Annotated in this window: 8 protein-coding genes; 3 read left to right on the plus strand and 5 right to left on the minus strand. The window is 60.5% G+C overall.

All coding sequences use genetic code 11. The annotated features are described in order from the left end of the window. Positions 1 to 71: 71 nt before the first annotated feature. Positions 72 to 4,544 carry a chemotaxis protein CheB gene (locus IE187_RS18490; RefSeq protein ID WP_229839512.1) on the minus strand — a complete coding sequence of 1,491 codons (4,473 nt, stop codon included), beginning with the start codon at positions 4,542 to 4,544 and terminating at the stop codon, positions 72 to 74. A gap of 144 nt (positions 4,545 to 4,688) precedes the next feature. On the opposite strand from IE187_RS18490, the gene dps reads away from it, so the two are divergent. Together dps and IE187_RS18500 are read left to right on the plus strand one after the other, a co-directional pair. Continuing rightward, the gene (dps, locus tag IE187_RS18495; RefSeq protein WP_229839513.1) at positions 4,689 to 5,387 is read left to right on the plus strand and encodes a DNA starvation/stationary phase protection protein Dps; all 699 of its coding nucleotides are present in this window, start codon (positions 4,689 to 4,691) and stop codon (positions 5,385 to 5,387) included. Then, on the plus strand, positions 5,384 to 5,770 hold the full coding sequence (locus tag IE187_RS18500; protein ID WP_189677496.1) for a response regulator: 387 nt from the start codon (positions 5,384 to 5,386) through the stop codon (positions 5,768 to 5,770). The genes dps and IE187_RS18500 overlap by 4 nt, the downstream gene beginning before the upstream one ends. Before the next feature lie 17 nt (positions 5,771 to 5,787). Here IE187_RS18500 and IE187_RS18505 read toward each other — a convergent pair whose 3' ends face one another. After that, entirely contained in the window at positions 5,788 to 6,918 is a 1,131-nt protein-coding gene (locus IE187_RS18505; RefSeq protein ID WP_189677497.1) for a cation diffusion facilitator family transporter, read from the minus strand. Between the two features lie 89 nt (positions 6,919 to 7,007). Continuing rightward, a complete protein-coding gene (locus tag IE187_RS18510; protein WP_189677498.1) occupies positions 7,008 to 8,165 on the minus strand; it encodes an NAD(P)-dependent alcohol dehydrogenase in 1,158 nt (385 codons plus the stop codon). A 385-nt stretch (positions 8,166 to 8,550) separates the two neighbouring features. Here IE187_RS18510 and IE187_RS18515 point away from each other — a divergent pair, with 385 nt between their 5' ends. Further along, entirely contained in the window at positions 8,551 to 10,041 is a 1,491-nt protein-coding gene (locus IE187_RS18515) for a CYTH and CHAD domain-containing protein (RefSeq protein WP_189677499.1), read from the plus strand. A gap of 489 nt (positions 10,042 to 10,530) precedes the next feature. Here IE187_RS18515 and IE187_RS18520 read toward each other — a convergent pair whose 3' ends face one another. Together IE187_RS18520 and mgtA are read right to left on the minus strand one after the other, a co-directional pair. Then, on the minus strand, positions 10,531 to 11,154 hold the full coding sequence (locus IE187_RS18520; protein WP_189677500.1) for an NAD(P)-dependent oxidoreductase: 624 nt from the start codon (positions 11,152 to 11,154) through the stop codon (positions 10,531 to 10,533). A 197-nt stretch (positions 11,155 to 11,351) separates the two neighbouring features. Further along, the gene (gene mgtA / locus IE187_RS18530) at positions 11,352 to 13,982 is read right to left on the minus strand and encodes a magnesium-translocating P-type ATPase (protein WP_189677502.1); all 2,631 of its coding nucleotides are present in this window, start codon (positions 13,980 to 13,982) and stop codon (positions 11,352 to 11,354) included. Positions 13,983 to 14,021: the final 39 nt, after the last annotated feature.

The raw sequence follows: 14,021 nt of genomic DNA on the forward strand, positions 1-14,021 counted from the left end.
CGCCGCCAAGGGAATCCCGTTTATGGGTCCTGACCCTAGTTCAAAAGCGAACGGTCTTTCGGTGAGCGATGCTACCCACCATTCGGTACGGGTGCAATTTCGTTGGTTTGGGCGACACCTTCGGTGGACGACGGCCCTGATAAGGCTTTCGGCATATGGCCATCGGCGGCGGCCTGCGCGATTCGAGCAAGCTCTGGAAGCGACTTCGCATCCATCTTGTACATGATAGCCGCGCGGTGGTTCTCCACGGTGCGCTGACTGATACCGAGATCGGCAGCGATATTTTTGCTTGGATGACCCGCAAGAACCATGTCCATTACTTCGCGCTGTCGGATGGTCAGATCGGCAACATGCGCGGCCGCTTCTTCGTGAGCCGCGTCGTTGAGCCGGATATCGTGCGACTGGTCGATTGCGCGCGCAATGCTTGCCAGCAATTCCCCGCGACCCACCGGTTTTTCAATGAAATCACAGGCGCCCGTCCTCATGGCCTCAACAGCGAGGCCGATGTCGCTGCTCCCAGTGATCAGGATCGCGGGCAGGTGATCTCCCCGGGCGCGAAGGTGTTCGATTAGCGACACCCCACTCATCCCGGGCAGGTGAGCGTCAACCAGGAGGCACCCGTCCTTGCCAGGCTTATAGGCCTCTAAAAAAGCCTCCGCAGTGGCGAAACCTTCGACTCTTTGCCCATCATCTTCAAGCACGTCGCGGATGGTCGCTAATATGCCCGGATCATCATCGATCACGTATGCCACGGCTGCGCCTACCATCGCAGCCGCTCCGACGCGGTGCAAGGATGACGGCTGTGCGCTTTCCAGAAGTCGCTCGATTGCCGAACGGAGTTCCCGCGCTTGCACCGGTTTGCTTAGCTGTATGCAATCGCCTGCCGCGATTCGCGCCAGCGCCTCGCTCGAAATATCCCCGGTTAGAATGATCGCTGGAAGACCATCCGGCAAATTGGCGCGAAGCCCCCGCAAAAGATCGATTCCATCCGTGCCCCCCGGGAGATTATAGTCGGTTAACAGGAGTTCTGGCTTGAGCGCACCGCCGGCGATGAGCTTGAGTGCGGAAGCCGCGCTGGTTGCTGTTTGGACGATATGCCCGTCGCCCCGGAGCAACTGTTCAAGCAGTTCGACAACGTCCGGATCATCGTCGACAATGACGATTTTGCAGGTACGCCGTGCCGGCATCCCGATGGAATCGGCGTTAAGTGCCTCTATTACTGGGTTGGAGAGCTTTGTAGCTGGACTCGTGACCGTAATGGTAAAGACCGAACCCTTGTTCGGCTTCGACCGCACATTGACGGCATGGCCGAGGAGGTGGCCGAGGCGTTGCACGATTGACAAACCCAAGCCCAAGCCAAGGCTTCTTTCCCGCGCGGTGTTATTAATCTGATGAAATTCTTCGAAGATGGCATGAAGCTCATCGGCTGCGATCCCGATACCGGTATCCCACACTTCGATGCAGAGCACATTGCCGCGAAGACGGCAGCCGAGCAGCACTTTTCCCCGCTTCGTATATTTGATGGCGTTCCCAAGCAGGTTGCGGATCATCTGCGTAAGCAGGGTCGGATCGCTGTGCACCAGCGCAGAACTTTGCAAGATATGGAGCGAAAGATTGCGCGATTGCGCAAGATAGCTGAATTCATCCCGCAAGAGATCTAGGACATCGGCAATGGGGAAGGTTGCCGGCTTGGCTTCGACGACGCCGGCTTCGATCTGGTTGATGTCGAGTAGAGCATTGAGCATCCCGGACATGGCCGCCAGCGTTTGTCCCTGACGGGAGAGCAGCTTCTTCGGCTTTTCGGCCTCGACAGACTGGGTCAGCAGTTCCTGAAGAAGCGTCAGCGACTGCAGAGGCTGGCGCAGGTCATGGCTCGCCGCCGCGAGAAACCGAGACTTGGCGAGGTTGGCGCGTTCCGCTTCGATCTTGGCGAGTTCGAGCGCCTTCGCAGCGATCTTTCGCTCGGTGGTGTCGGCGAAGGTGATAACGACACCTTCAACATTGCCATCATGCGCGCGGTAGGGAAATACCCGCCGGAGAAACCATGTGTCCTTCGGCGCGCTGATTTCGCGCTCGATCAAGATGTGATCGGATAGGACCCGGTTAGCATCGGTCAGCAGCTCGGGATCGGTAGCGATCGGCCGCAGGTCCGCGATTGGTCGTCCGATGTCCCCGGCTATTATGCTAAACAACGACTTGATCGCAGGTGTGTAGAATCGGATTTTAAGGTCGATATCGAGAAATAGCGTTGCTACATTGGTACTGTAGAGAACGTTCTGTAGATCGTCCGACGTCAATCGCTGGCGCTCCAGCGTTTCCTGAAGCTGGCTGTTGAGTGCGGTCAATTCCTCGTTCAGAGATTGCAGCTCCTCCTTCGATGTGAGCAGCTCCTCGTTGGTTGACTGGAACTCCTCGTTGACCGAAAGTGCCTCTTCGTTGATCGTCTTCTGTTCCTGGCTAGAAGTTTCCTGGTTCAGGATTGAATTTTGGAATTCAGCCTGGGTCGCTTCGAGCTCGTGCTCAAGTTCTGCAACACGCGCGGCGTCGCTGCGATTTAGGAGTGACGGCGCACTTGCGCTTTCGCTTGCCTCCTCGACGAAGCAGATGAGCAGCAAATCCTCTTGGTCGTCGGCAACCGCCTGGACATCGATACGAAACCAGATGGTACTGCCATCAAGGGTCACGCGCGAGCGGCCTCCATCGACGCGCGGGGCCGCCTTGCTGACCTTGTCGATCGCGAGCCGAAGCTTGGTTCGTAGGGTCGGGCTCGCCATGGCGAGTAGATCGAGCGTGGCATAGCCCGGCGCGATGCGCAGATAGCGATCGGTCGGCCCCATCGAGTAGAGACACTGCCCCTTGCGATTGATCAGAATCGCTGCGGGCGCGTGGCTGGCGATGACGGCCTTGCGGCAAATATCCGCCAACGTGGATTGGCGCATTGGCGAGGCGGATCTGTCGTCCGTGCCAAGCGATGGCAGGGTATCGCCAAAGCCTAAAGGAAAGCCGGTATTACTGGTCCTGCTTCGCGCGATATGCCGGTAGACGCGTTCGGACTTTGCGATCACCTCAAACCGGTCTTCGGCCTTACCTACTGTTTCGGATGAGCCCAGAACGAGGACTCCACCTTCGCGCAGGGCGAAATGGAAGAGCGATATCACCTTGGCCTGCGCCTCGGGATTTAGATAGATCAGGAGATTGCGGCAGGAGACGAGATCGATCTTTGGGAAGGGCGGATCTGACAATACGTCCTGCACGGTGAAGACGACATCGCCGCGCAGGCCCGTCGCCACTCGGTACCCGGCCTCGTCCTTGACGAAAAAGCGCGCAAGCTGATCTGCTGGAACTGCGTGTGCGATGTCGAAGGGATACAGCCCTTCGCGTGCGGTCGCGATGGCGCCCATATCGATGTCGGATGCGAAGATCTGCAGCTTTATGTCCCGCCCAGACGCTTTGATTGCGTCACGGCAGATCATCCCGATCGAATAGGCCTCTTCTCCCGTGCTGCACCCGGCGACCCATATCCTGAGCGCCTTATGCTCCGGTAGATTATCGACGAGATCAGGAATGATTGTCTTAGCCAGTGCCGCAAAGATCGTTGGATCCCGGAAGAAGCTAGTCACATTGATCAACAGGTCCTTCGCGAGTAGGTCGCGCTCGGCCGGGTCTCTACGGAGCAGATCGAGATAGCCGGCAAGATTACCGCGCTCGAGCGCGAGAAAGGCGATCCGCCGTTCGATGCGACGTTCGAGCGTCCCCGGCTTGTACTGCCGGAAATCGTGAGGCGTCTTGTCCTTGAGGAAGCCGATGATCTCGTCCAGGCCTGTCGGGAGCGGCAACAAGGGTTCCTTCGGCTCTGCCGGCCTATTCACGATCTCAACCTGGCGGGCGGCAAGCGCCTGCGGTATATCATCTAATTCAAGGATCCGATCGACCAATCCTGTTCCGATCGCGCTGCGCGGCATCCCGTCATATTCAGCCTCTTCGGGCTTTTGTGCGATCACGTAGCCGCCTGCGGCCTTGAGTGCGGAAATCCCTCCACTGCCATCCGCACCTGTTCCAGATAGGATGACGCCGACCGTCTGTTGGCCATAGCGCTCGGCCAACGAACGCAACAAAAAATCGAAAGGTAGCCGGGCACCATGGAGTGCCTGGCGGGGGGAAAGCTGCAAAGCACCGGCGCGAACGGAAAGATATCGGCCTGGCGGAATGACATAGATATGATCGGGGTTGATGGGGCAGTCGTCGGTCGCGTCGACGATTTTCATTTTGGTGTGTTCGGCCAGCAGGTCGACCATCATGCTCTTGTGAGTCGGATCAAGATGCTGGACGAGAATAAACGCCATGCCCGTGTTCGGCGGGATCGCGTCCAGCAATTTGGATGCAGCATCCAACCCCCCGGCTGACGCCCCAATGGCGATGATCGGCATCATGCCAGGAGGGCCTCTGGCGGCAAGTGCGGTCGCGCCTTCTGCCGCCTTGGGCGACGCAAGACGGGTCTCATGGTTGGGGCGCGGATCCGCCGAACGTGCGTTGTCTGCCGTCATGCAACACGGCGTAGCACTCTTCCGCCTCTTCACTCATACTTATAGTGACTCCGGACATGAATTCGCCGTCACGCTTTTGAAGCGTGAGTAGTTTCCGAGACTGACCGCGCGACCGTCGAAGGGCCATTGTCGCGGCCGACCCTGATGACGAAGCTGCTCAAGATGGCGAGCGGGTTTGCATCAAAGGCCGGTGGGGCGGCCTGGAGCTTGACCATGTACCCAACGAGAAACAGCTTGCCCGAGCAAGTCCGTGCGCAATCGAACGAGATTTTGAACAAGCACTTGGCCGCCGCGATCGATATCCACGCGCAGCTCAAGCAGGCGCACTGGAATGTCCGGGGGCCGGCGTTCATTGCCATCCGTGAGCTGTTCGACCGAATTTCGGCAGAGGTCGAGGCGATGTCGGACCTAATCGCCGAACGCGTTGCGGGGCTTGGCGGAACGGCGCGCGGTACCATCCAGCTGGCGAGCGAGCGCTCGTTTCTTGCGCCCTATCAGCTCGGTATCGGATCCGAGCAAACCCATCTTTCGGCTGTCGCCGAGGCTTTGGCGTCATTCGGGACCTCGACGCGCGCGACCATCGGGGAGCAATCACCTTTGGCGATGCGGACACCGCAGACCTTTTCACCGGCATATCACGCAATATCGACAAGCATCTCTGGATCGTTGAGTCGCACCATGTCCCTGCGTGAACGTCTAGGGCGCAACGCCGACCACCGCGGGGTACCAGCGTCGCCGGATGAAGCTGGCACGAGCCACGATGATGAGCAGGGACCGGCGAGACGGCTGCCGCGCTCGATTACGAATTGGGTCAATGAAGGCGGCGCAGGAGAGGACCGGTGACCGCTGGACGCAGGATCGTCATTGTCGAAGATGACGTCCTCATCGCCATGGATCTCGCCGATCTTTTAATAGCGATGGGCCATGACGTTTGCAGGATCGCGACGACCGAGGCCGAGGCCGTGGAGGCAGCGATGGCTTTGGAGCCCGATCTGATGATCGTCGACGGGAATCTTGCCGAGGGCAGCGGGGTGTCGGCGATGCGTCAGATCCTAGCACGCGGCTTTGTCACCCATTTCTATATAACCGGTGATCCGGTCCAACTTTTGAAGATCGCGCCGAATGCCGTGGTCGTGGCCAAGCCGTTCAATATGCGTGCTCTGGTTACAGGTATGGCCAAGGCAGGCCGCGTGAAAGCCAGCGTGACCGGCGGGGTGGAATCGTAGCGAGTTACGAGCGTGGCTTAAACCGTGCCCGACTTGATTGTGTCCTGCGACACCTCGCCCACCGGAACGGCGCCTTCGTCCAATTTTGAGGTGATCGTGGGCACCAACCGCTGCGCGCGCCAAGCGCTTGGAATGAAAGAAGGCAATGTCAGGCCGAAAAACCGGCTTCCGCGACGCTTGCGCGCATCTTCGACTGGATCTCCGAACCGGTCGCGCCGCTGTGCGCTAAAGGCCTTGTCGGTTTGCGGTTTGACGAACAAAACGACGACATCAGGATGTGCGGCGCGGACATGTTGCTCGAGGGCGATCACTTGTTGCTCGACCTGCGAAATCGTCCGCTCATCAGAGAATTCAAGGCTGAGGGCAGCCAATATCTGATCAGGGGAGAGTTGGACTGTCAGTAAGCCGTTCGCACGCGTGACGAATGGCTCGGCGGCAGCGATTGCCAGGATCGATCGCGACAAGTGCGGATCAGCACGCTCTCCTATCAGTAGGCTCTTGCTTTCACGGGCCAGCAGGACGGCCGTCCCACCCAGGATCACGCCGATGATGATCGACGCCACGCCGTCCAACCAGGGTTGCTGAAATGCGACGGCCGAAGCGGTTCCGATTGCGGCGACGACGAGGCCCAGCAAGGCCGCGCTGTTTTCAAACAGGATCATGAACGACGGCGGATCCTTGCTCTCGCGAAAGGCTGCGTAAAAGCCAAGCTCGCCGCTGGCGGCTTTAAACTGCTTGAAGGACACCAGCCATGCCCACCCTTCCAACCCAAAGGCGACGCCGAGCACCGCATAGTTGATCAACGGATGCTGGATTGCTTCGGGGTGAAGCACGTGATTGACGCCCTCGTAGACAGCAAATCCCGCGCCGACGGCGAACACCAGCAGAGCAACGATAAAGCTCCAAAAGTATAGCTCGCGCCCATAGCCCAAGGGGTGTTCGATATCAGGCCGGTGCCCGGCGCGGCGAATGCCATAGAGGAGCAGGATCCCGTTTCCGGCATCGACGAAGGAATGGATCGCTTCGCTCGTCATGGCGGAACTGCCGGTCCACAGCGCGGCCGCGGACTTTGCGAGCGCGACCAGCACGTCGCCGGCCAAGGCGGCGCGGACGGCGGGCGTGGAGGAGTTTTTGCGTCTTGATACCATGGTTCGTCCGTCGAACGTGCGGCCCTCAGGCGGCGGCTGGATCGCTAGCGCGCGCTCGCGCTCCCGAGCGCAGGGGGTCTCAGGCCGCTTTATCCGGCGCGATGCGACGCGAGATCGATGACGAAGCGATAGCGCACGTCCTTGCGCTCGACCCGAAGATACGCGTCGTCGATCTGATCGGGGCGGATCAGCTCGATCTGCGGCCGAATGCCGTTGGTGCAGCAATAGTCGACCACGTCCTGCGTCTCGGGCATGCCGCCGATGCAGGACCCGACGATCGATCGCCGCTGGCTCCACAAGGCGCCGCCACTGACGCCGGCAATCGTGCCGGGCGCGCCGACGTTGACGAAGATGCCGTCCAGCCGGAGCAGCGGCAGGAAGGGCGCGACGTCGAACGGGAAGGGGATCGTCGACAGCATGAAATCGAAACGGTCCGTCATCTCCCCGACCAGCGGGATCGGGTCGGTCGCAGCCGGTTGCCACACGACGACGTCTTTCGCGCCCATGGCATAGGCGTCCTTGGCCTTGTCCGCGCTCGTCGTGAAGACGGTCGCTTCGGCACCGCGATAAACCGCGAGCTTCAGCGCCATATGCCCCAGCCCACCGAGCCCGATCACCGCGAAGCGTTGGCCCGAACCCAGGCGCCAATGCTGCATCGGGGAAAAGGTCGTGATGCCCGAGCACAATAACGGCGCGGTCGACGCCAGATCCGCGCCATCGGGGATTTTGACGACGAAGCGGTCGCGCACCACGATCCGTTCGGCATAGCCGCCGTGCGTCTGCCCGGGACCGCGCGGGTCGGGCGAGGCATAGGTCAGCGTCGTGCCCGTCGTGCAATATTGCTCCAGACCCGCCGTGCAATTGTCGCAGACGCAGCAGCTGTCGACCATGCAGCCCACCCCGGCAAAATCTCCGGGCGAGAACCGGGTGACCGCTTGGCCGACGGCGGATACCCGACCGACGAACTCATGCCCCGGCACCATCGGAAACGGCTGTTCGCCCCATTCCCCGCGGATCATGTGGATGTCGCTGTGGCACACGCCGCAATAGAGGATGTCGATCGCGACATCGTCCGGTAGCAGCGCGCGGCGGTCGATGTTCATGCCGTGGATCGGCCCGTTGCTGTGAAGCGCGCCATAAGCCCGGGTAGGTGCGCCATGATGCTCGACGATCTGCGAAGGGTTGCTCCGTGTCCGCACGGTTTCCACGCTGTCGGCGAATTGCTCCGGGAAGAATGTATCTGTCACAACGGTCTCCAACGTTTCGCGGTTATCAGCCATGCCCAGCAGTGCGATCGCGACGAGCAAGGGACGGGACTGCGCCAAGGTGCCTCTGCCCAACAGGACCGGAAACTACCCAGGGACCGAGGATACGAGGTCACCGCGGCGACGAACGGGCATCTCCGCATGGTCTGCAGGTCACGACATCTTCGTCGGCGGTCGAGGGCACATGTGTGAGAATACGCGACCATAAGGGCATGTTTCAGCGATTTGCCTGCGTCTGCTTGAGCGTGGTGATATCCGTTGCCAGGACTTCGGTGCCTGCGAGGTCTGCGTAGATTCCGATGCTTTTCCGACTGCCGATCGACGCGGAGAACGGCGCCTCGGACGTCCGATAAGAACGAATAGCGAAATGACAGGTCCCCCATTGGAAACCGAGTTGAAGCTTGATGTGGATGTGCAAGACGGGTCCACGGTCTATGAATCGCTGATCACGAGCTTTGGCCGTCCGACGGCGCATCATCACCTGATATCAACGTATTTTGATACCACCGAAGACCATCTCTGGCATGCCGGCATCACATTACGCGTCCGCCGTGACGGAAGACGGCGCATTCAGACGATCAAGGTCGAGGGCGGCAAAGCCGCCGGGTTGTTTAGCCGGCCGGAATGGGAGTGCGACATCGCGGGGGAAACGCCCGATCTTGATCTGCCTACAGCTGGCTTGCTAACCAAGTTGGCTGACGCGGAGATCACCGCCGACACCTTGCAACAGGTGTTCACGACAGACATTGCCCGCACGATTTGGCTCGTCGATTCAGAAGGCGCGACGATCGAGATTGCCGACGACGACGGTACCATCACGACCAAGGGTCGCGACGAGGCGATCCACGAACTTGAGTTCGAATTGAAGAAAGGTACATGTGCGGCGCTGTTCACGCTTGCGGCAAAAATTGGCGCGACTGTTCCGCTGCGCATCGGCGTGCGCAGCAAAGCCGAACGCGGGCAGGCGCTGCGGACGTCCGATGTCAGCAAGGCGCTCGAAGCTGAGCCTATCGCTCTGGGAAAAGACCTCACCACAGCCGCTGGCTTTCAAGCGATCGCCGGTGGCTGCATTCGGCACTACCGGCTCAATGAAGGGCTGCTGCTCGAGGCCACGGACTCCGAAACGTTACATCAATGCCGCGTGGCGCTCCGTCGCCTTCGCGCGGCGCTGACGTTGTTCAAACCGATCCTCCGAGACCCGGAGTCCATCGCGCTGAGCGACCGATTGCGGACCGCCGCCGCTTTGTTCGGCGATGCTCGTAACATCGATGTGCTGATTGATCGGATCGCGGATCCTAAACTGCTCGCCACGCTGACGGAGCGCCGCAAGGCGATCTGCGCTGAGCTTTTGAGCGCGATAGGAGCGGATAATTTTCGCGCGTTGATGCTCGACCTTGTCCGCTGGACCAGTGTCGGTTGCTGGCTCTCCGAGAAGGATACCGCCGAGAAACGGCACCAACCAATCACCGCTTTCGCCGGTCATGTACTCGACCGCTATCAACGGCGCCTGAATCGACGCGGCAGGCACCTGGCAAGACTGAGCGACGAGAACCGTCATAAAATCCGCATCGTCGGCAAGAAGCTTGGCTATGCTGCGGACTTCTTCGGCACCCTGTTTGCGGGCAAGAAGGCCCGCCGACGGCGTCAACATTTCCGGCAGGCGATAACGGCACTGCAAAGCGAGTTGGGTAGTCTTAACGACGAAACCACCGGTGCCGAGTTGCTGAAGCATTTTACCCCTTTGGCGGTGCCATCGAAGGCAGACGCCGCACTTGCGGCCTCGTCTAAGAACCAATCCATCAGCAGGGCCGCGGATGCCTATGAGATGGTGAAGGACATCAAGCGCTTCTGGCGTTGACTCCGACGCCGGTGCTTCGCTTACGGCGGGTCAGCCCTTTTTCGTTTGAATTGCGTAACGGGAGGGCCTGCCGAGCTGGCAATGGTCTGGCTCCTTCTGGCGGTGGGCTCTGAACAGAGCGACCGTAGTCCTAAACTAGTCAGACGTTGGTAGTGGGCAGGCCCTATGGAGCGATTTGTTATGCCCTCGAAAATTCTGTTTTAACGATCCGGGGCCGGTACATAGAAGCGACCCGGATATACCTTAAGCGCCAGCAGGCCGGCTTAGGTGGCGCAAAACACCTGGATGTGGTGCATTCCCGGGGAATGACGAGGTTTGGGACTTAACTGCCATCCCGTTTGAACCTCGAATGTCGACTTGGGGCAATAAAGCCGACACCGCGCGTTCCATCCGTCCAACGCCGCTATTTCTTAAAATTGCCGTCTCGGCGGCCGGGTGGCGGCGTGCCGCGCCGCCACTCGCGCCCACATGACAGGCGAGCGATGTCCGTCATGAATTGGCAATTGTGACCGCGCCGCCGACGTGTTCGTCACTCGTCAGCTGATCGACGCAGAATTGCGCCACGTCCGCCCGAGTGATCGTGTGGGCGGTGTCGTGTCCTAGAAAGACCTTCACGATCCCGGTGGCAGCGCGGTCGTTAAGCATTGCGGGGCGGACGATGACGAAGGCAATGCCACTCGCGCGAACGACGGCTTCCGTAGCAGACTTGTCCTCAGTGGAGCCCCGCAACCACGTGGGCACGATCACGTGCTCCACGAACCAGCTCACTTGGTCCGCCGAGTCGCCGACGCCGAACGCACTGATGACGATGATGCGCTTCGTACCGTGCGCCTTCATCGACGCAACGACGGCGCCGGCGACGCTGCGCTCAAGCGCTGTCTTAAGGTAAGGCGTCTTGCCGCCGATCGAGTCGATCACGGCATCCTGCCCGGCCATCGCCCTGTCCACGCTCACCTGATCGGTCGCATCACCGGCGACGACACGGACATTCTCAGGTAGGCTATAGGACGCCGCGTCGCGAACGAACGCTGTCACAATGTGCCCGGCCGCCAAGGCCCGCTCGACCATAACTGAGCCCGTCTTGCCGGCGGCGCCAATGATCAAAACTTTCATGATCTCTTCTCCTTGAGCGGTTAGCCGCCGGTGTGCGGCACAATCAATATTCTCCGCCGTCGATTGCGAGCGTGCTGCCCGTAACAAAGGACGCGTCTTCGGAAACAAGGAATGCGACAGCTTTGCCAGAGTAGGCGGAAACCCGATTTCGGAGGTTTTCCGTCACTGCCGATCGTTAGCGTATAACTGGGTCCGTTCTATGTGCTGACCCCTTTCTGCCGCCGCGCTTTTGCCCGTCTATGGCGTGAGCCGTTCAGAATCTTGGTTGTGGCGGCGCGCTTCAATGATTCAGCGAACATTAGGTAGAAGAGGACCAGCAGAATGATACCGCCAGTCATGGCAAGGGGTGGGGTCTGAAAACCGAAGAGCGCAGCCGCCGGGGTGAACGGCAGCGCCATCGCAACCAGTAGAGCACCCAGCGACGTGGCCACCAGGATCGGTTTCGGCCGATCCGCCCAAGGCCTCCCATTCGTGCGGATGACGAAGATGACCAGGATTTGCGTCGCCATCGATTCCAGGAACCAGGCCGTGCGGAACTCGGGTGGTGAAGCGTGGAACAAGAAGATCAGCCCGCCGAACGTGAACAGGTCGAAAACCGATGACAATGGTCCCATGACCGCGGCAAATCGGATCAGCGCGTGCATATCCCATCGTTGCGGCCTGACTATGGCTTCGGGCCTCACAGAGTCGAACGGGATCCCGATTTCGGAGATGTCGTAGAGCAGGTTGTTAAGAAGGATTTGCGTCGGCAGCATCGGCAGGAACGGAAGAAACAGCGATGCGGCCGCCATAGAGAGCATATTGCCGAAATTAGAACTCATGCCCATCCGTATATATTTGAGGATGTTCACGAAGGTTCGCCGTCCTTCCTCCACGCCATCCGCGACGACAGCAAGATCCTGATCCAACAGGATCATGTCTGCGGCTGCCTGCGCGACGCCGGTTGCGCCCGACACGGACAGGCCAATATTCGCGGCCTTGAGCGCCGGAGCGTCGTTGATGCCGTCGCCGAGATAGCCCACCACCGCGCCGCCTGCTTGCAGTGCGCGAACCAAGCGGGATTTTTGATCGGGCGCGAGGCGGCCATAAGCATGAACCGATCGGACCTGTATGGCCAACGCATCGTCACTGAGATGCTCGATATCGGCCCCCGACAGAACGCGACGGGCATCTAGACCTACCAGCCCGCTCAGCCGCCTGACCACGATCGGGTCGTCGCCCGACAGGATTTTGAGCCGGATTCCCTGTGCCGCGAGACGGGCGACCGCGGCGGCGGCAGTCGGTTTGGGCGGGTCGGCGAAGGCGCACAGCCCCTCGAAAACAAGCCCTGTTTCATCAGCAGTCCCCGGATCGCGGCGGCCCTCGGTCCAAGCGCGGGATGCGACGGCGATCGCGCGAAGACCATCCTTCTCGGCAAGTTCCTTGACCCGGGCGAGCACTGCGGCGCGTCCACTATCTTCCATCACGCTATTGGCACCGCCGTTTCGCGACGCCGTGCAAAGCGCGATGATAGCGTCCGGGGCACCTTTGGCGATCAGCACATCGCCCTCAAGTCCTCCAGCGACAATCGATCCCAGTCTCCGGTTGAAATCGAAGGCGTGGCGCCCGAGCAACGTCCAGCCCGACGTCGCCGTCGGGTTACCCTCTACAAGCGCTGCATCAAGCGCCCCACGATCCCCGCCGAGAATTGCGGCGATCGCGGCGAGGCGGCTTGGACGGGGATCAAGCGTTCCCGAACACGCGATGCTCTGCGCCAGCGTGATATGTGCTGAGGTAAGCGTGCCGGTCTTGTCAGTGCACAGCACCGTCATTGCACCTAGATCATGGATAGACACGAGCCGTTTTACGATCACCTTGCGCCGCGCCATGCGGATGGCGCCGCGTGACAGGGTGACGGTTGTGATCATCGGCAAAAGTTCAGGTGTAAGCCCAACCGCCAACGCGACCGCAAACAGCAACGATTGCAGCAACGGGCGCCCGAAGAATACGCTGGTCGCCAACACGACCAGCACCAGTGCCATCGTCAGTCGCATCACCAGAAGGCCATAGGCACGCAGATCGGCCTGAAAAGGCGAGGTCTCCGTGGGCTGATTGAGGGCAGACGCCGCGGCCCCGAAGATCGTCGCCGCTCCAGTGTTGATTACCAGGACGACTGCCTCGCCAGTCTGGGCGACCGCGCCGCGAAACACGGCTCCACTAGCCTGGCTCGCGGACAAGCCCGTAACAGGGCCAGGCCTTTTCTCGACAGGATACGGCTCGCCCGTAAGTGCGGCTTCGTTTGCAGCGAAAGCGTCGCTTTCGATCACGAGTCCGTCGGCAGGAACGATATCACCCACGCGGACGCGTATCATGTCGCCCGGCACCACATTTCCCACGGGCACCTGAGCATACGTGCCGTCGCGGCGTACTTCCGCAGTAAGGGCGACAGACTTCCGAAGGACGTCAGCTGCGCGAATGGCATGGCCCTCCTGCACCGTATCCAACCCAATCGACAGAATAAGGATCGTCGCAATGATTGATCCGCCGACGAGATCCCCCGTCCCGGCCGATACCAGCGCGGCAGCAAGCAAGATCAGTGACAGCGGCTCCAGCAGCCGACGAAGAATGGTCCGAAGAGCGCTCGCGCTTTTGCCTACGACATCGGCGTTTAGGCCATAGCGCCCGAGCCTGTCGGCGGCCTCTGCGCTACTGAGCCCAGCGTCGCCGCAACGCAACGTGGCCCGCAGATCATCGATAGAACGCGTCCAGAAGGGCGCGTGGTCGGGCTCGCCTCGATTCCCCGTCGGGGCGGATATGATCGGTTCTGCAGCATGGACCGGTTGGATCATTCCGCTAGCACCCCTGTCCGAACGGCTGGCGGCCAAGCG

This window comes from Sphingomonas glacialis, from assembly GCF_014653575.1.
Classification (GTDB): Bacteria; Pseudomonadota; Alphaproteobacteria; order Sphingomonadales; family Sphingomonadaceae; genus Sphingomonas; species Sphingomonas glacialis.

Excerpts from the sequence above, each read along its gene's own strand:
- IE187_RS18505 (WP_189677497.1), bottom strand. The coding sequence starts at position 6,918 with ATGGTATCAAGACGCAAAAACTCCTCCACGCCCGCCGTCCGCGCCGCC.
- IE187_RS18515 (WP_189677499.1), top strand. The coding sequence starts at position 8,551 with ATGACAGGTCCCCCATTGGAAACCGAGTTGAAGCTTGATGTGGATGTG.
- IE187_RS18520 (WP_189677500.1), bottom strand. The coding sequence starts at position 11,154 with ATGAAAGTTTTGATCATTGGCGCCGCCGGCAAGACGGGCTCAGTTATG.
- IE187_RS18490 (WP_229839512.1), bottom strand. The coding sequence starts at position 4,544 with ATGACGGCAGACAACGCACGTTCGGCGGATCCGCGCCCCAACCATGAG.
- dps (WP_229839513.1), top strand. The coding sequence starts at position 4,689 with ATGACGAAGCTGCTCAAGATGGCGAGCGGGTTTGCATCAAAGGCCGGT.
- mgtA (WP_189677502.1), bottom strand. The coding sequence starts at position 13,982 with ATGATCCAACCGGTCCATGCTGCAGAACCGATCATATCCGCCCCGACG.